The sequence below is a fragment of the Candidatus Poriferisodalis sp. genome, assembly GCF_965204195.1.
GTDB lineage: Bacteria > Actinomycetota > Acidimicrobiia > Acidimicrobiales > Poriferisodalaceae > Poriferisodalis.
On the sequence record NZ_OZ241975.1, the window covers coordinates 836,421 to 854,019 of the forward strand.

Consider the following 17,599-nt stretch of genomic DNA (forward strand, 5'->3'; position numbering starts at 1 on the left):
GATGTGCGCCAGCGAGTCAGCGTCTACTCGGGACCCGCGCTGTCGTTGGCGGGATAGAGCTCTCGCCAGTCGATCTGGTCGTCTTTCGGCAGCGCGGCGTTGAGCGGCGCCATGTCGGCCAGCAGAGCGTCGGCAGCGTCGTCGCCGATGGCGGCCCAGTGAGCGCCGTCGAGCCGGTCGGTCGTGGCCTCGACCTGAGCTCTCCCGGCCAAGCCCGCTTCGGTGGCCTGCCCGTCGGCTTCCACCCAGCCGCGGCTGCGGAGGCGCTCGTAGGCGTCCGCCGCCTCTGTCTCGGTCCAGCCGGCTTCTTCTTGAATCCACTCGCGGGGTGCCTCATCGACGGCGACTTGGGACACCACCGACTCGCAGCCGTCCAGACCGGCCGCTGCCAAGGCGACCAGGTGGCATCCGCTTCGGTACTCGCGCAGCAGCGTGCAGCCGTGCCATAGCGCCAGATGCGGCTCGTCCGGCCAGTCCAGCGATGACCAGCCAGCGAACAGCGCCCGCCCGACAGGGTCGGCGGCATCGCAGGCAGCCCGCACGGCTTCGGCGCTGCGGCGAACCGGATCGCTGTCGACCGAGTCACCCAGCTCGCGCCTCAAGGCGGCGTCCATACCCTCGTAGCGCGCGTCCAGCGCCTGGGCCGGCGTCGAGAACGTCCAAGCATCGGGGATGGCCCGCCTGACCCGCGCAGGTGCGTAGTAGAAGAACAACGACTCCACGACGCTCGCCGGCACGGGTCCCAACGGCGCCGAGCGGGTCGCGAAGTAATTCATCCAGAAGCCCTTCAACCCCGCTGCCGTGCCGGTCTCTCGGACCTCCGGCGCCCAGTAGCAGAGCTGGTGATACCGCTCCACGCACTCCCACATCTGCCGCGCCCGTTGCATGGTCGTTTCAGCCATCGTCAGACGTTCTAGCTGTTCGCCTTCTGGAAGCGGCGATTCCCGCGAAGCGGACCTCGTCGAGCGTGGCGTTCTTGAGTGTGTATGCACATCTGTATGCATGCACTCCTACATCACTAGGCTGCCATCGTGGCAAGCACCAGCGTCCGGATCGACACGAACACGCACCAGAACATTTGCCAGCTTGCCCAATCGTTGTCCTTGACGATCGGGGAAACGGTGGCGCTGGCGGTGAGGCGACTCCGTCAAGAGCGGATGGGTCTCGAATTGCGTGCGGAACTCACTGACAATGAGCGGGATTGGCTTGAGGCTGATCTCGGATGACGTTCGTTTCGGGTGATGTCGTCGAGGTAGATCTCGGCGTTCCAGCAGGGCACGAATCGGGCTTTCGCCGACCTGCGGTTGTCGTCACCGCCCAAGCCGTTCTTGATGCAACGCCGAGCGTGCTTCAACTCGTGCCCCTGACGACGCGCCTTCGGGGCTTGAGCCTCGAGGTGGAGCTGGATCCGGGCTCTGCCAATGGACTTGAGTCTCGATCGGCTGCCCAATGCCAGCATGTGCGGTCCGTGGCCGTGTCCCGGGTGCAAGAACGCAGCGGCAACATAGGCAACGTCGCACTTGCCCAAATCCGCGAGATCATCGCGCTGTTGTTCGACCTTCCCTGACTCAGCCGGGCTGGTTGATGAGGTGGGTGGCGGCGTTGTCGAAGTGGGCGAACATGGCCTGAGCGATGTCGGGATCGAGCGGCGACCCGTCTGGCAGCCGTGCCGTTTCGAGCGAGGCAACCATGTGACGCATCCAGGCATTGCGTTCGGCTGGCCCGATGGCGAAGGGCATGTGTCGCATGCGCAGGCGCGGGTGGCCGCGCTCGGCGCTGTAGTCGGCGGGCCCGCCCCAGTACTGGGCCAGAAAGCCCGCCAGTCGGTGCCGGGACGGTCCCATGTCGGCGGGGTACATCGGTCGGAGCAGTTCGTCCTGCTCGACTGCGTCGTAGAAGCGATCCACCAGATCGTCGAAGAATTGTTGCCCGCCCACGGCTGCGAACACCGTCGGCGGCTGCTCGACGGCCTCGGCCAGGCTGCCGCCCAGCGTCAGGCCACCGGCACCCCAAGCGGCTTCTTCGCGTGGGACGGAGGGCTCGCTCGCTGTGGCGGCATCGTCCTCGGTCACGGCGCTCAGGCTAAGAGGCGAAGCCGTGCCCGAAGCGGCCCGCGAGCGACAGCGAACAAGAACGGGAAGCACGGGGTGAAACCGTGAGCCAAGTGGCACCCGGCATCCCGCAGGGCGGGGCGCGTACAGTCGTGGGGCGCGACCAGCACGGGAGACACGATGGCGTTGACAGAACGGCCCCAGCGGACGACCAATGGGCGAAAGCCGGATGGGCGGCGGGCGCACCGGTCGTACCTCAGCTACATCGACAAGTCGCGCGAGTACTACGCGGCGCACGGCTACCCGCAGCCGTACCAATGGGCGTACAGCCACGACGTGGCCTTCGCTCCGCTGCCGAAGCCGCTGTCGGAGTGCACCGTCGGGCTGGTCACCACGTCGTTCTTTGAGAAGGGCCGCGAGCCCGCGGGAGTGCCGGTGGCCCGGCCCAAGCAGCCCTACGCGGCTCGCTGCGACGACGCCCTCGACGGCCTGTACAACAGCGATCTCTTCTGGGATAAGGACAACACCCACACCGAGGACCTCGACACCTACCTGCCCATCAACCGGCTGCGCGAGTTTGAGGCCGAGGGACGCATCGGTGCCCTGTCTGAACGCTTCTACGGGATCCCCACCGACTACAGCCATCGCCGTACCCAGCGCAACGACTCGCCCCGCATCGAGGAGTGGATGCGTGAAGACGGCGTGGATGTGGCCTTTCTGGTACCGCTCTGACCGGTGTGCCACCAGACGATCGGTCTGATCGCTCGACATCTGGAAGAAGCCGGCATTCCCACGGTGGTTGCCGGAAGCGCCCGCGACATCGTCGAGGAATGCGGCGTCGCTCGCTTCGTGTTCACCGACTTCCCCTTGGGGAATCCGACTGGCAAGCCCGGCGATGTCGACATGCAACGCGCCATCGTGGGCACCGCGCTCGACCTGCTGGAGCGCGCGTGGCTGCCGCGCACGACCGTGCAGACGCCCTTCGTCTGGGACGCCGACGACAACGACGGTTGGCGTGATCACTTCATGCGCGTCGACGACTCGAACCGGGCCGCGCTGGCCGCGGCCGGTGAGGCACGCCGGCGCGATCAAGCGGCCGCCAAGGCTGACGGACGCGCCCGGACCACCTGAGCAACCCGGGCACCGGCGTCGGGGCCAGCCAGCGATGCCGCGCGTGGTGCCCGAACGGACGAAAGGCCGCAGATGACTGACCAACCGCGCAAGCCGCTGTTCGATCCCGCAGACGCCGACGCGCCCGACTTCGTGCCGTCAGAGCCAGCCGGCGCCGATGTCTATTCGCACCCTTCCGAGCACGGTGAGCGCATCACCGACACGCTCGTTCCAGACCTCATGATCGAAGCGTCGGGAGGCGTGACGGTCGCCGCCGACCTCTACGGCGACGACGGGCCGCTGGTATTGCTGCAGCATGGCGGCGGCCAGACACGCCATGCGTGGAAGGGAGCGGGCCAAGCCCTCGCCGACGGCGGCTACCGGGCTGTGTGCCTCGATGCCCGGGGACATGGCGACTCGGACTGGGCACCCGACGGTGACTACACCACAGAGGCATCGGTGGCCGACCTGGTGGCGGTCGTGGAGCACTTCGGTGATCGGCCGGTGCTGGTCGGCGCCTCGATGGGCGGGGGAACCTCGCTGACCGCAGTCGGCGAGGGTGCGGTGGACGCACTTGCGCTCGTGCTCGTCGACACGGCGCCACAGATCGAAGCTGCCGGCGTGCGCAAGATCCGAGACTTCATGGCCCAAGGCGCCGACGGGTTCGCATCGCTCGACGAGGTGGCCGAAGCCATTGCGAACTACCAGCCGCACCGCAAGCGCCCCAGGAACCTGGACGGGCTCGCCAAGAATGTGCGCCTCTGGCCCGACGGCCGGTACCGCTGGCACTGGGATCCCGCCTTCATGCACCGCCCGCGCAGCTTCGCCGAACGCATCCCCCGCCAGCAGGCCGCCGCCGAGAAGCTGACGCTGCCAACCCTGCTGGTGCGGGGCGGCATGAGCGACGTGCTGTCAGAGGAAGGCGCCCAGTCATTCCTCGAGACGGTGCCGCATGCCCACTACGCCAACGTGGGCGGTGCGGCGCACATGGTGGCCGGCGACCGCAACGACATCTTCGTGGAGGCGACGCTCAAGTTCTTGGCCGAATTCGTGCCCGGCGCTCACGCAGCGGCCTGATCGCAGCCTTCCCGCCGTAGCCTTGCGGCCCTTAGCCGGCCAGGCCGAGCATCGAGAGGCACAACATGCGCGGAACAGTCAAGTTCTTCAACAACGAGAAGGGCTTCGGCTTTATCTCCCGTGAAGGCGCCGATGACGTCTTCGTCCACTTCTCCAACATCGTCGGTGAGAACTACCGGACGTTGGATGCAGGGCAGGAGGTCGAGTTCGATATCGGACCAGGCCGCAAGGGCGACGAAGCTCAGAACGTCAAGCCCCTCTAGGGCCGCTCACCCCTCGGCGTCGTGGCCGGACTCACCGAGCGACGACTTCAGCGCTCCTCGCGGCGGTAGGGCAGAGTCAGCGCTGCGGGTGCGGGGCTCGGCCGGTGCCGGGCCCGGAAGCTGATCGCGATCAGCACCACGACGGTCAGCAGGAACGGCAGGATGCCGAGCAACGCCGGCGAGATCGTGTTGACCTCCAACCCGAAGATCGACAGATCGAACGTCTGGACTCGGGGCTGCAAGGCCAGCGTGAAGCCGAACAGCAATGAGCCGGCGGCCAGGCGTCCGGGTCGCCACGCTCCGAAGATGACCAGCGCCACCGCGATCCAGCCGCGGCCGGCGATGAGGCCTTCGGTCCAACCGGCGGCCATGTAGAGCGACAGGAAGGCGCCGGCGGCGCCGGCGAAGGCACCTCCGATCAGCACCGCCCCGGAGCGCAGGAGGGTCACCGAGTGGCCCACTGAGTCTGTCGTGGAGGCAGATTCGCCGACCGCTCGCAACGCGAGACCCAGCCGGGTGCGGTTCAGGACGAACCAAGCAGCAATGCCCAACAAGCCCGCCAGATAGACCACCGGCGGCTGGTTGAACAGGATCGGGCCGACCCAGCGGATGTCGGCGAGTCCGGCGATGCCGAGATCGGTGAACACGGCGTCGGCACGCTCGCGGACCGCATCCTGACCGATGAAGGCGGCGAACCCGAGCCCGCCGATGGTGATCGCCAGGCCGGACACCACCTGACCGGCGCCCATGACCACGCTCACCAGGGCGTGAACGCCTGCGACGGCCATGCCGACGAGTGCCGCGAATGCGAATCCGATCCAAGGCCGGTCGGTGGCGAGCGCCATCATGAACCCGCTCACAGCGCCCATCGCCATCATTCCCTCGACACCGAGGTTCAGCACGCCGGAGCGCTCGGCGATGAGTTCGCCGAGGCCGGCCAGGTATACGAGCGTGGCGAACTGAACGGTCGCCACGAGCAGCCCGACAACGGCCGCCTCAGACACCCGATGCCTCCGGATTCGAAGAGCCACCCGAAGGGGGAGCGCCGCCCGGTGCCGGCCCGGCCGGCAGTGCGGCTTCGTCGGAGGGGTGGCCGACCGGCCGTACCCAGCGGACGCGGTAGTTGAGCAGCACGGCCGCCACCAGCGCTCCGATGAGAATCATGGCCTGCAGGATCGTCGCGATGGAGCTCGTGACACCGAGCGTCTGGATGGACTGGCCGCCCACCTGCACCGCACCGAACACGAAGGCAACCGCTGCCACGCCCGACGGTCGCATCAGGGCGAGCGCGGCCACGATGATCCCGGCGAAGCCATATCCGTTGGACAAGCCAGGATCGAGCCTCGTCGCCGTTCCGGTGAGCTCGATGGCGCCGGCGAGCCCGGCCAGCCCACCCGACAGCAGCAGGGCAGCGAGCACCTTGCGTTGCAGCGAGATGCCGGCGTAGCGAGCTGTGGCCGGCGACGAACCCGCCATCCGCAACTCGTATCCCCAGGCCGTGCGCGAGACCGCCAGCCAGAACGCGACCAGCAGCGCGACGGCGAACAGTGCGCCGACGTGGGCGCGACCGAACAGGCCCGGCAGCGACGCTTGGTCGGGCAACGGCTCGATGAGCGCGAAGCCCTGTGACTCGGGGTCTTTCCAGGGGCCGGTTTCGAGCCACTCCACCACCCGGATCGAGACCTCGACGAGCATCAACGTCGTGATGATCTCGCTGACGCCGAGGTAGGCACGCGCCAGCGCCGGTCCCACCATGAGAATGACGCCGCCCACTGCACCTGCGATCAGCATCAGCAAGATGAGGAGGGGCCCCGGCAGGTCGCCGGCCGACATGGCAAAGCCCGCTGCGACGGTTGCGCCGGCCATCATCTGGCCTTCGGCCCCGATGTTCCAGAGGCCCATCGAGCCAGCCACGGCAACGGCCAGACCGGCCAGCGCCAGCGGCGTCGCCCGCAGCAGAGTCCGCGAGATCGAATTGATGCCGCCGAGCGATGAGTCGATCATCCGGCCGTACACCTGGGCTGGGTCGTTGCCGGCGGCGAGCAGCAGGAGTGCCCCTGCGATCAGCGCCACAGCGATGCCGATGACGAAGGCGACAGCCTGGGCGGCAGGCACGACATCGGCACGCCGCTGCAGGACGGGCCGCACGAGGCCGCGATGCCAGCGGGCCCGGCCACGCGACACGGTGTGCAGCGGGGCGTGCGTCGGTTCCGGCGCTGCGTCTGGATCGCTCACGAGGTGCCGCCTGAAGCCGTGGCGGTGCTCCCGGCCATTGCAGCGCCCACTTCGGTCCGGGTGACCTGCGTCGGATCCATGAGCGCGGCGACCTGACCTTCGTACATAACGATCAGCCGATCTGACAGGGCGAGCAGCTCATCGAGGTCTTCGGAGATCAGCAGCACGCCCACGCCCGCCGCCCGCTGGGCAACGATCTGCTCCTGGATGGCAGCGATGCCGGCCACGTCGAGGCCGCGGGTGGGCTGAGCCGCCACGAGCATCTTGGGCTCGCCGGTCAGTTCGCGCCCGAGCAGCAGGCGCTGGAGATTGCCGCCCGACAGGGCGCTCACCGGTTCGTGAATGCGTCCTACCTGCACGCCGAAGCGCTCGATGAGGCGCCGGCAGAAGTCCTCGCAGCGGCGCAGGTCGAGCATCATCCGGCGCCGCATCGACCGGTACGACCGCACGACCGCGTTGTCGACGACCGACATCGTGGGCGCCAGCCCCATGCCGAGCCGATCCTCTGGCACGTACGCCAGGCCGGCGCGGGAACGACCGCGGGGCGACGAGCCGGTGATGTCGACTCCTGCGAGCAGCATGGTGCCCGCGGTGGTCGAGCGCAGGCCGGCGATGGCTTCGGCCAGCTCCCGCTGCCCATTGCCCGAGACGCCTGCGACGCCGACGATCTCGCCGGCGCGTACGTCGATGTCCACTGAGTGCAGCGCGGGCAGCCCACGGTCGCTCAGAGCCGAGACGCCGGCCAACTCCAGCACAATGTCGCCGCTGGGCCTCTCGGCAGGCCGCTGGATCTGGGTTGCCGCCTCGCCCACCATCATCTGTGCGAGATCGGAGCGATCGATGCCCGCGAGGCTCCGCGGCCGCGCCACCGTGACCCCGTTGCGCAGCACGGTCGCCTCGTCGCACACCGACAGCACTTCGTCCAGCTTGTGGCTGATATAGACCACCGATCGGCCCTGATCGGCCATGGAGCGCAGTGTCAGGCCCAGATCGGCTGCCTCGGCAGGAGTCAGCACCGCCGTCGGCTCATCCAGCACCAGCACGTCGGCGTCGCGCCACAGCGCCTTCAGAATCTCGACTCGCTGGCGCTCGCCGACCGACAGCTGCCACACCGGCCGGGACGGGTCGGTCTGGAGCGAGTAGGTAGCCGCCAGGTGGGCGACCCGCTCGGTGATCTGACCCGTGTCCAGATAGCGAGGCGCCGAGCCCAGCACCACGTTCTCAAAAACCGTGAGCGTGGGCACCAGGCGGAATTCCTGGTGGACCATGCCGATGCCCGCGGCGATCGCATCGGCGGGGGAATGGAATTGACGCTGCTGACCGTGCACCCAGATCTCGCCGGCGTCGGGCAGGTACACGCCGCCGAGCACGTTCACCAGCGAGGTCTTGCCGGCACCGTTCTCGCCGAGCAGCGCGTGGATCGTGCCCGCCCGGACGGTGAGGTTCGCGCCATCGCACGCGACGACGCCGGGGAACTCCTTGCGGATGCCCCGCAGGTCGACGACGGCGCGACCGTCGCCGGAGCCGGGGGACACCGCGGCGTCCCCCGGCTCCGGCATCGGTTTCAGTTCGGATCGGCCAGTCGGATCAGGGGCTGGCGTCACCCACGACGCCTTCGACGAACCAGTCCATGCCGAGCATCGGCCCGTCCTCCATGGTCTCGCCCGCGGCGACACGCTCGGTGCCGTCTTGATCGTTGATCGGGCCAGTGAAGACGTCCCACTCGCCTTCTCGGATCTGTTCGGCTACGTCGCTGATCTGGCTGGCGACATCGCCCGGCACGTCATCGGCCAGCGGCGCCAGGTCGACGATGCCGTCGTCCATGCCGCCCCAGTACGCACCCGGTGCGTAGGTGCCTGCAGCGACCGCCTCGATGATCTCGGCGTAGCGCGGGCCCCAGTTCCACACGGGAGCAGTGATGAATGCGTCAGGTGCGAAATCTCGCATGTCTGAGTTGTAGGCAACCCAGCGGGCACCGGCGTCCTGTGCGGCCACGCCTGCAGCCGTCGAGTCCTGGTGCATGGCGATGACGTCGGCGCCGGCTTCGAGCAAGGCCTTGGCCGAGTCGCCCTCAACCGCCGGGTCGAACCAGGTAAAGGTCCAGATGACGTGGACCTCGGCAGTCGGGTTGGTCTCGCGCACGCCGAGGGTGAAGGCGTTGATGCCCCGGATCACCTCGGGGATCGGGAACGCAGCCACATAGCCCAGTTGCCCGGTCTCGGTCATCGCGCCGGCCGCCATGCCCGACAGGTAGCGGGGCTGGTACATGCGGCCGAAGAAGTTGCCGAAGTTGGTGTCGTTCATCTTGAAGCCCGAGGCGTGCTCGAACACGACATCGGGGTACTCGTCGGCGAGCTCGAGCATCGGGTCCATGTAGCCGAACGATGTGCCGAAGATGACGTCGGCATCCTCGTTCTCGATGAAGTCGACAGCGACTGCCTTGAAGTCCTCGGCGTTCTCCGGAACGCTCTCGACGAACAGCGTTGCGGCCCCCGTCTGGTCCTCCGCGTACAGGCGGCCTTGGTCGTGTGCCCAGTTCCAGCCGGCGTCGCCGACCGGGCCGACCAGCACGAATGCCGCCGTGACGTCCTCGGGGTCGCTGCTGTCGCCGCCGCACGCCGCTCCCAGCAGAGCGACGCCGGCCACCGCAATGGCAAGTCGTGTCAGAGTCCTCGAACGCATGATCTCCCTCTCCGTTGACGCCCGCGAGGCAAATCTCGGAGCGGCAACTATCGAGCCTAATCTTGCCCATCTGGGCCCGCAGCCACCGCCCGCAGGCGCCCCTGGCCAGTTCAGAAGGGGTTGAGTTCGAGACCGAGGAGGTGGCGGCCGAGCTGGTGGGTCACCCGGTCTTGATGCACGTTGATGTGCACCGGCATGGCCCGGAAGTCGCGGTAGCGGCGGTCGAACGCTCCGCCTTCACGCAGCGCCGTGCCGCCCTGGGTGCGGTGCAGCAGTGACATGGCCTCGTCGAGCTGCTCCACGGCCATCGTCGTCACTGCCATCTGGCGCAGGTAGTCGGCCTCGTCGGGCACGACACCGGCGGCGATGCGGCGGTCGACCTCATTGCAGGCGGCTTCGGTTGCCGCGGCGGCGGCTGCCAGCAGCGATGCCGCCCGACCGAAATTGACCTGCACAGTGGGCCGATCGACCATCTTGCCTCCGATGATCACCCGCCGGCCCCCGGCCGCGTCGGCAGCTTCGGCCAGCGCCCGGCGCACGAGGCCCACCGCCATGAACGAGAGCCACAGGTCGGAGATGCCCACCCAGTCCTCGCGGTAGCGGTGATGCACCACCGGCACGGTGCGCAGCGACTCCGCACGGTTGGCGCCGAACCAGGCCACGCAGTCGCTGAGGTTGACGGGCACGTCGGTGTAGTGGACGTCGTCGGTAGCCGATGCCCGCAGCCCAGCGCCGTCCCACGACGCGTCGATCTTCATGCCTTCGGTGGTGGTGGGCAGGATGGTGAAGCGGATGTCCATCGGCCTCACCGGCTTGCCGTCGTCGCCGGTGATAGCGAAGGCCACCCCGCAGTAGTCGGCGTAACGGGCACCGGTGCCCCAGCGGCCGGTGCCGTTCAGGATGGCCTGGTCGCCCTCCACCCGGCCGTAGACGGAACTGCGGGCACCGCCGGGGAACGACACCCACTGGCCGTTGGTCACGACGTGGGTGAGGAAGTCCTGCTGTTCGGGGCCCACCGAGCCGACGAACAGGTGGAAGACGCACAGGTGGTTCCACAGGCACCATGCCAGGCTCGGGCAGCGGGCTGCCACTGCTTCGAGCTCGCGGCCCATGTGCAGCATGGACTCCTCGACGCCGCCGATGTTGCGTGTGGCCGACATGCGCATGAAGTCGGTGCCGCGGATGGCCTCGATGACTTCCGACGACACCGACCGGGTCTGGTCTGCCGTTTCCGCCTGCGCCTCGATTGCGTCGAGGAACGGTGCTATCCGCAGGCCCTCGGCCGGCGCCGGGGAGAAGTGCTCGACGAGCTCGAGGCCGGTCAGCCCGAGATCATCGGGTTCGCTCGCTGCGGATGTCGGAGTGGGCTCGTCGGCTTCGGGTGCTCCCGCCATCCGGCCACAGTAGGCCGCGGTGACCTCAGGCGCAGTGGCCGTTGGATGACGGCGGCACGTCCAGCATCGGGTTGCGGTCGAAGAAGCCGTCGGGCACCAGCCCGAAGCCGACGTACTCGGTGGGCATCACCGGGAAATCCTCGGGCCGCGCATCGTGGGTGATGCCGAACGTGTGCCACACCGTGATGTCGGTGTCGACCACCGGCCGATCGCCGGCCGTGTAGCGCTCCAGGCCGTCGCCGGCATTGCGCTGTGTGGGGAACCGTCCGGCGCCGTAGCGCTCGTCGGGCCGGGTCGGCGACACCCACAAGTTGTGTCGCGCAAACGTGGCACGCTGCGAATGCGGGCTGTCGTTTGCAGCAAACATGGTGGCGGTGGGCGGCGGCAGCAACCGGAAGGCGGTCGGATGCCCCAACCGGTTGATGTGATCGGAGCTCTGGATCCGCCAGTACCGGCTCGACGCCGAGTTGGTGTTGCGGCGGGCTGCCAGCTCGCTCCCGAGCACGGTTTCTCGGGCAGCGAATGCGGTGCCATACGGGTTGTCTGGTCCCGGCGGCAGTGCCTCGGTGTTGACCTCCACGACGCTGTTGGCATGGCCGTCGATAGCCATGTCCAGCCGCACGCAGAAGATGTGCTGGTGGATCGGGGCTGACACGTGCGGCGCCACCTGGCGGGCGAACGTCAGGTCGTCGCCCTCGCGGTGGGACCGCGTCGTGAGGATGCCGGTCAGCTTCACCTCGTAGCGGATCGTGCCGTCGAGGTAGAAGTACCAGAAGAACCCGTACTCGTAGTTGCCGACGGTGTGGATGGCGCTCACCACCAGGCGGCGGGAGCGGCGCACCTCGCTGGTGTCGGCATGCCAGTCGAAGTGCTTCCAGCCGATGCCGAAGTCCTCCTCGTGGATGCAGATGGCGTTCGGCGTCGTCACCACCGAGCCGTCGTCGAACACCTGCGTCGAGTCGAGGTAGACGATCTCGCCTAGGCAGTCGCAGCCGAGCTGCAGCGAGTTGTTCATGAGGCCGAGGCCGAACTCGCCCGAGTCGAGCGCGTGCTTGAACGTCTGCGACGGCCGGGTGTCGCCGTAGGGAACGACCATCTCGGCCAGCGATGCCCGGTCGATGATCGGCCGCACCCGGCCCCCGTCGTTGTAGGCGATCTGGTGCAGCACCAGGCCCTCGGTGTCGTCCATGACGACACGCATCGACCACTTCTGCCAGCACAGCTCGTTGTCGTCGAGCGTGAAGCTGGTGCCCTCGGGCTGGGTGATCTCGATCGGCCGCAGATCGGTGCGCATCGGCCCGAAGTCCTCGGTGACGGCGTCGACGTCGTAGTTGCCGCGCTCGGAGGCCACCGGCCATTGGTCGAAATCGGTGACGTGCAGCACTTCGAGGGTGTCGACGTCGATATGCACCATCAAGCCGTCGAGCGGGTAGGCGTAGCCGTTGTCGGCGGGGTTGGGGCGCCAGAAGGCGATGCAGCGCTGCACGCGCCGGCCGATCTCGAAGTCGAAGTCGTAGTCGCCGGTGGGCCAGGGGTCGATCTGCACCTGCGATGGATCCGTGATGCCGCGCTTGGCCAGCGCAGCGGCAAACCCCGGGTCCTTCCGGCAGGCGTCCATCACGGCGAACAGCTCCGCCATGCCCACCCGAGGCACTACGCCGGGATGATGCGTCCACGAGTCCACCTCGCCGCGGGTCACCGACACCACGGCGACGTGCACTTCGCCGTGCTCGTGTATCACCACCTCGAATCGCCGGTCGGTGGCAGTGCCGGGCGTCCACCCCGCCACTTCGGCCTTGGGCGGTTCCCAGATGCAGAAGCCGTGAAAGCGCGCATCCGCGCCGATGCGCCCGCTGCGACGCAACACCTCGATGGCGGCGTGGGCCTCCGCTTCGGTCATCATCGACAGCGGGTGAACCGAGGGCGTGTCCGCTCCCTCGACCGGTGTTTCCAGCAATGTGTCGGCCATGGCCTCACGCTACGCGGTTCGCCGCGTATACGCGGTCGGCGCGATGTTCGTCACTAATCTCGCTCAGTACGGTTTCGCACCCGATTGGCCAGTGACCGGTCTGATGATTGGGGTCCGCACGTCGTGACCGAGGGGGATCTCCGCAGCCGGGTCGAGCAGCACCTCCAGTTCATCTACCCGAGGTTGAGCACTGATCGCCTCGTCGACGAGGTGCTCTCGACGCTCGGGATCGACGGCACTGAGGGCGCTGCCGCGGGCGGCCCGCGCTGGGATGAGCACGACGTGGCGGTGATCACCTACGCAGACTCGATCACCGAAGCGGGCAAGGTGCCGATGCAGACGATGCACGACCTGCTCGACGACCTGACGGGCGACGTCGTGTCGGTCGTGCATGTGCTGCCCTTCTACCCGGCGAGCTCTGACGGCGGCTTCGCCATCACCGACCACCGTGCGGTGGACCCGCGGCTGGGCTCCTGGGACGACATCACCGGCCTCGCCGAGACCTACACGGTCATGGCCGATCTGGTCGTGAACCACGTCAGCGCCGATCACCCGTGGATGTCCCAGTTCTGCAACGGGCACGAGCCGGGCAGCCGCTTCCTGCTCACCGCCGAACCCGAAGACGACCTGTCGAGCGTGGTGCGTCCCCGCACGACGCCGCTGCTGCGCGAGATCGAGACCCCTGACGGCCCTCGGCTGCTGTGGTGCACATTCAGCTTCGACCAGATCGATCTGGACTTCGCTGAGCCTGAGGTCCTGCTTGATTTGCTGCGCACGGTGGCCCGCCTCGTGGATGCGGGCGTGCGGTGGTTCCGGCTCGATGCCATCGCCTACCTGTGGAAGGAGCTCGGCACCTCGTGTGTGAATCTGCCGCAGACCCACGAGTTCGTGAAGCTGCTGCGGACGCTGCTGGACGCACGCTGTCCCGACTCGGTCATCATTACCGAGACCAACGTGCCGCACGACCAGAACGTGGCGTATTGGGGCGAGGGCGACGAAGCCCACCTCGTCTACAACTTCAGCCTGCCGCCGCTGGTGGCTCACACGATGCTGTCGGGCTCGTCAGTGGCGATGCAGCAATGGCTGGGCAAGCTCGAGACGCCGCCTGCGGGAACGTCGTTCTTCAACTTCATCGCCAGCCACGACGGCATCGGGCTGCGCCCGGTGGAGGGGCTGCTGAGCGTCGCCGAGATCAACCGGCTCATCGCCGCGGCGCACAGCGCGGGCGGCACGCATTCGGAGTTCGACACGCCTGCGGGACCCAAGGCGTACGAACTGAACGTCTCGCTGTGGGACCTTTTTGCCGGCGATGGAGACCCGCTGGGCGTGGCGCAATTCCTTGCCGCGCACACGATCATGCTGAGCCTCGCCGGCGTTCCCGCCCTGTATGTGCACGCACTGCTGGGCACCCCCAGCTACTGGACGCCGATCAGCGAGCCGCCGCGCATCGTCACCGAACACGGCCTGCCCCCGGTGGAGCAGAACAAGCGCACGATCAACCGGCGCAAGGTCACCCTGGACGAGGCCGTCGACTTGCTCGGCGCGCAGGACGGGATCCGGCGCAGAACCCTGGTGGAGCTCGTGCACCGCATGCTCATCCGTCGTGCGCAACCGGCCTTTCACCCCGACAGCCCGCAGGTGTCGCTGGACCTGGGGCCGCAGGCACTGGGCGTGATGCGCGGCGACGCACAGAGCGGCCAGACGGTGGTGTCGGTGACCAATGTCGGTCACACCCATCTCACCGTTGATCTCGAGGCGCTGTCGTCGCTCTGCCCGGCGGGTAGCGCAGGCAGGCGCTTCGGCGAGGCTGGCTGCGTGGACCTGCTGGACGGTGCGCTGCACGGTCCGTCGGACCGTGTGGATCTGGCGGCCGGACAGACGATGTGGCTGTGCCTGGAATCCGAGCGTCGGGAGCCCGCGCACGCGCACCGGCCGACGAACCTGTAGCTCTTCGCCATCGAGCCGCCCGGCAGGGCTCGCCGCTGCGAGGCTCAGGCGTTATCGAGCTCGACGGCGTCGTAGAGCTGGCCGAGCACGTCGGGCACAGCGCTCTGCACGCGTGACCAGTTCGGGATGAACGGCGTGCCCATCGGGTCGTTCAGGAACTCGTCGCCGGCTTCCATGATCGCTGAGGCGAACAGTTCCACGGCGGTCTCCTCGGCGTGCAGGTCGAAGTCGAAGCCGTTGAACGTGGCGTCGTTGCGGTAGTGGCTGACCAGGTCGAGCGCGTTACGGTAATAGACGGCCTTGACGGTGCGGAAGATCTCGGTTCCCAGCGTGGTGCCGTCGATGGCCAGCTTGCGGTAGATGGCCTTGGCGATGTCGCGGCTCATCTTGTGCAGGCCCGCGTTGGCGTCTTCGAGCGACAGGTCTTGGTGCTTGTGGTCGTAGCGCCCGCAGAGATCGACCTGGCAGATCCGGCGCCCCTGGTAGATGCGGTACACCTCCGACAGCACTCCGATCTCGAGGCCCCAGTCGCTGGGGATGCGGATGCTGCGAGTCATGTCCAGCTTCATCGCGAACTCGCCGGCGAGCGGGTAGCGGAAGGCGCCGAGGTAGCGCAGGTAGTCGTGCTCGCCGATCGTGGCCCGCAGCGCCCGCAGCAGCGGAGTGACCAGCAGGCGCACCACCCGGCCGTTGAGCCGACCGGAGGGTCCCTCGCCCGCTCGGTAGTAGTAACCCTTCGAGAACGAGTACCCGAAGGTGGGATGCAGGATCGGGTACAGCAGCCGGGCCAGCAGGCCCTGGTCGTAGGTGAGGATGTCGGCATCGTGCAGGGCCACGTTCTCGCAGCGTCCCGAGGCCAGGAAATAGCCCAGGCAGTACCAGACATTGCGGCCCTTGCCCGACTCGGTCGGTGCGAGCACCCGGTCTGCGAGCACTTCGTCGATCTTGCGCAGCCGGGGGCCGTCGTTCCATAGCAGGCGGGTGCGCTGCGGCAGGCGGGAGAAGAACTGCCTGGCGTCGGCGAACTGGGCCTCGTCGGCCCGGTCGATGCCCACGATGATCTCGTCGATGTAGTTGACCTTGGCTATCTCGTCGACGATGTTGCCGAGCGCGGGTCCCTGCAGCTCGCTGTACAGCGCCGGGATGATCAGCGCGATGGGCCTGCGGCGCGAGTAGTCGAACAGCTCGTCGGCGAGGCTCTCGATGGAACGGTCGGCGAGGCGGTGGAGCGTTGCGATCGACTCGTGCTGCTGGAAATCGGCCACGATGACTCGCTTGGCTTGCTTGCTGATGGTGAAGCTACTGCCATCGGGTTCATCGGCTCGCGAGAGGTCGCGCGGTAGGGTGCGCCATGGCCCGATCTCAACCCCCTGAGCGGGGCCGATTCCCCTCGCTGGACAGCAAATTCACGACCGACGGGCTCACCTTCGACGACGTGCTGCTGGTGCCCGACGCATCCGACGTGCTGCCCGATGCGGTCGACACGTCGTCGCGGTTCACGCGGGGCATCACGCTCGCCGTTCCGCTCGTGAGCGCCGCCATGGACACCGTCACCGAGGCGCGTCTGGCCATCGCCATGGCCCGCCACGGCGGCATCGGCGTGATCCACCGGAACCTGTCGGTCGCCGATCAGGCCGCCGAGGTCGACAAGGTGAAGCGCTCCGAGTCGGGGATGATCAACGAGCCCTTCACGCTCGGCCCCGACAACCTGGTGTCCGAAGCCGAGGACCTGATGGCTCGCTTCAAGATCAGCGGCGTGCCGATCACCGACCCGGCGGGTCGGCTGGTCGGGATCCTCACCAACCGCGACCTGCGCTTCGAGACCGATTGGAGCCGTCCGATCCACGAGGTGATGACGTCGGAAGGGCTGGTGACTGCGAGCGCCCCGACCACTCTGGAAGAGGCTCAAGTGGTGCTGGCCCGACACCGCATCGAGAAGCTGCCGATCGTGGATGACAACTTCCGGCTCGTCGGCCTGATCACGGTCAAGGACATTCAGAAGCGCATCCAGTTCCCGAACGCCTCCAAGGACGAGCACGGCCGGCTGCTAGTGGCCGCTGCGGTCGGCACCGGTCCCGACACGATGGAGCGTGCGGCGGCGCTGGTGGAGCGCGACGTGGATGCCATCGTGGTCGACACGGCGCACGGCCACAGCCGCGACGTCATCGAGACCGTCGCGAAGATCAAGGCCAATCACCCTGCCGAGGTGGTGGCGGGCAACGTGGCCACCGCCGATGCGGCTCGTGCGCTCATCGATGCCGGCGCCGATGCGATCAAGGTCGGCATCGGGCCGGGCTCGATCTGCACGACCCGGGTGGTGGCCGGGGTGGGGGTGCCGCAGATCTCGGCGGTGTTCGACTGCGCCTCGGAGGCCGCAGCGGCCGGGGTGCCGGTGATCGCGGACGGCGGCATGCAGTTCTCGGGCGATCTCGCCAAGGCGGTCGCCGCGGGGGCGCACAGCGCCATGGTGGGCAGCCTGCTGGCGGGCACCGACGAGTCGCCCGGCGAGGTGGTGCTGTATCAGGGCGAACGCTTCAAGGAGTACCGCGGCATGGGCTCGGTGGGCGCCATGAAGGGCCGCAGCTACTCCAAGGATCGCTACTTCCAGGATGGGCGCGAGGTGGAAGAGCTGGTGCCCGAGGGCATCGAGGGACGGGTTGCCTACAAGGGCCCGCTGGCAGGTGTGCTGCACCAGCTCGTCGGCGGGCTGCGCCAGGCGATGGGCTACTGCGGCGCCACCAGCATCGACGACATGCGGCTGCGCACCCGGTTCGTGCGTGTCACTGCAGCCGCCCTGCGCGAGAGCCACCCCCACGACATCATGATCACCAAGGAGGCGCCCAACTACCGGGCGCCGTCCTGATCAGCTCC

Annotated in this window: 17 protein-coding genes; 8 read left to right on the forward strand and 9 right to left on the reverse strand. The window is 68.0% G+C overall.

Annotated features, from left to right (window positions below):
• Positions 1–23: 23 nt before the first annotated feature.
• Positions 24–902 carry an SCO6745 family protein gene (locus ACOGI8_RS03690; protein ID WP_419855545.1) on the reverse strand — a complete coding sequence of 293 codons (879 nt, stop codon included), beginning with the start codon at positions 900–902 and terminating at the stop codon, positions 24–26.
• Between the two features lie 129 nt (positions 903–1,031).
• Here ACOGI8_RS03690 and ACOGI8_RS03695 point away from each other — a divergent pair, with 129 nt between their 5' ends.
• Complete coding sequence (locus ACOGI8_RS03695; protein ID WP_419855546.1) at positions 1,032–1,226, forward strand: hypothetical protein; 195 nt, start codon at positions 1,032–1,034, stop codon at positions 1,224–1,226.
• Positions 1,223–1,567, forward strand: coding sequence for a type II toxin-antitoxin system PemK/MazF family toxin (locus ACOGI8_RS03700; protein WP_419855547.1), 345 nt, complete (start codon positions 1,223–1,225; stop codon positions 1,565–1,567). The genes ACOGI8_RS03695 and ACOGI8_RS03700 overlap by 4 nt, the downstream gene beginning before the upstream one ends.
• 1 nt (position 1,568) lies before the next feature.
• Here ACOGI8_RS03700 and ACOGI8_RS03705 read toward each other — a convergent pair whose 3' ends face one another.
• Positions 1,569–1,991: a globin gene (locus ACOGI8_RS03705; protein WP_419856358.1), complete on the reverse strand. Its 423-nt coding sequence runs from the start codon at positions 1,989–1,991 to the stop codon at positions 1,569–1,571.
• Positions 1,992–2,231: 240 nt separating this feature from the next.
• On the opposite strand from ACOGI8_RS03705, the gene ACOGI8_RS03710 reads away from it, so the two are divergent.
• The 4 genes from ACOGI8_RS03710 to ACOGI8_RS03725 all read left to right on the forward strand — a co-directional run bounded on the left by ACOGI8_RS03710 (position 2,232) and on the right by ACOGI8_RS03725 (position 4,501).
• Entirely contained in the window at positions 2,232–2,783 is a 552-nt protein-coding gene (locus tag ACOGI8_RS03710; protein ID WP_419855548.1) for a hypothetical protein, read from the forward strand.
• A gap of 3 nt (positions 2,784–2,786) precedes the next feature.
• A complete protein-coding gene (locus tag ACOGI8_RS03715; RefSeq protein ID WP_419855549.1) occupies positions 2,787–3,182 on the forward strand; it encodes a hypothetical protein in 396 nt (131 codons plus the stop codon).
• Positions 3,183–3,254: 72 nt separating this feature from the next.
• Positions 3,255–4,238 (forward strand): alpha/beta fold hydrolase, encoded by a 984-nt coding sequence (locus ACOGI8_RS03720; RefSeq protein WP_419855550.1) that lies wholly within the window; start codon positions 3,255–3,257, stop codon positions 4,236–4,238.
• A gap of 65 nt (positions 4,239–4,303) precedes the next feature.
• Positions 4,304–4,501 (forward strand): cold shock domain-containing protein, encoded by a 198-nt coding sequence (locus tag ACOGI8_RS03725; RefSeq protein ID WP_419855551.1) that lies wholly within the window; start codon positions 4,304–4,306, stop codon positions 4,499–4,501.
• 47 nt (positions 4,502–4,548) lie between these two features.
• Here ACOGI8_RS03725 and ACOGI8_RS03730 read toward each other — a convergent pair whose 3' ends face one another.
• The 6 genes from ACOGI8_RS03730 to ACOGI8_RS03755 all read right to left on the reverse strand — a co-directional run bounded on the left by ACOGI8_RS03730 (position 4,549) and on the right by ACOGI8_RS03755 (position 12,781).
• Positions 4,549–5,505, reverse strand: coding sequence for an ABC transporter permease (locus tag ACOGI8_RS03730; protein WP_419855552.1), 957 nt, complete (start codon positions 5,503–5,505; stop codon positions 4,549–4,551).
• Positions 5,498–6,736: an ABC transporter permease gene (locus ACOGI8_RS03735; RefSeq protein WP_419855553.1), complete on the reverse strand. Its 1,239-nt coding sequence runs from the start codon at positions 6,734–6,736 to the stop codon at positions 5,498–5,500. Before ACOGI8_RS03735 ends, ACOGI8_RS03730 begins: the two co-directional genes overlap by 8 nt.
• Complete coding sequence (locus tag ACOGI8_RS03740; RefSeq protein WP_419855554.1) at positions 6,733–8,295, reverse strand: ABC transporter ATP-binding protein; 1,563 nt, start codon at positions 8,293–8,295, stop codon at positions 6,733–6,735. The genes ACOGI8_RS03735 and ACOGI8_RS03740 overlap by 4 nt, the downstream gene beginning before the upstream one ends.
• A gap of 28 nt (positions 8,296–8,323) precedes the next feature.
• Complete coding sequence (locus tag ACOGI8_RS03745; RefSeq protein WP_419855555.1) at positions 8,324–9,418, reverse strand: BMP family ABC transporter substrate-binding protein; 1,095 nt, start codon at positions 9,416–9,418, stop codon at positions 8,324–8,326.
• A gap of 110 nt (positions 9,419–9,528) precedes the next feature.
• A complete protein-coding gene (locus tag ACOGI8_RS03750; protein WP_419855556.1) occupies positions 9,529–10,812 on the reverse strand; it encodes an acyl-CoA dehydrogenase family protein in 1,284 nt (427 codons plus the stop codon).
• A 25-nt stretch (positions 10,813–10,837) separates the two neighbouring features.
• On the reverse strand, positions 10,838–12,781 hold the full coding sequence (locus tag ACOGI8_RS03755; RefSeq protein WP_419855557.1) for a primary-amine oxidase: 1,944 nt from the start codon (positions 12,779–12,781) through the stop codon (positions 10,838–10,840).
• A gap of 123 nt (positions 12,782–12,904) precedes the next feature.
• Here ACOGI8_RS03755 and ACOGI8_RS03760 point away from each other — a divergent pair, with 123 nt between their 5' ends.
• Positions 12,905–14,728, forward strand: coding sequence for an alpha-amylase family glycosyl hydrolase (locus tag ACOGI8_RS03760; protein WP_419855558.1), 1,824 nt, complete (start codon positions 12,905–12,907; stop codon positions 14,726–14,728).
• A gap of 44 nt (positions 14,729–14,772) precedes the next feature.
• On the opposite strand, the gene ACOGI8_RS03765 is transcribed toward ACOGI8_RS03760, so the two are convergent.
• Positions 14,773–15,993, reverse strand: coding sequence for a glycosyl transferase (locus ACOGI8_RS03765; protein ID WP_419855559.1), 1,221 nt, complete (start codon positions 15,991–15,993; stop codon positions 14,773–14,775).
• Positions 15,994–16,079: 86 nt separating this feature from the next.
• Here ACOGI8_RS03765 and guaB point away from each other — a divergent pair, with 86 nt between their 5' ends.
• The gene (gene guaB / locus ACOGI8_RS03770; RefSeq protein ID WP_419855560.1) at positions 16,080–17,591 is read left to right on the forward strand and encodes an IMP dehydrogenase; all 1,512 of its coding nucleotides are present in this window, start codon (positions 16,080–16,082) and stop codon (positions 17,589–17,591) included.
• The last annotated feature ends 8 nt before the right edge of the window (positions 17,592–17,599 follow it).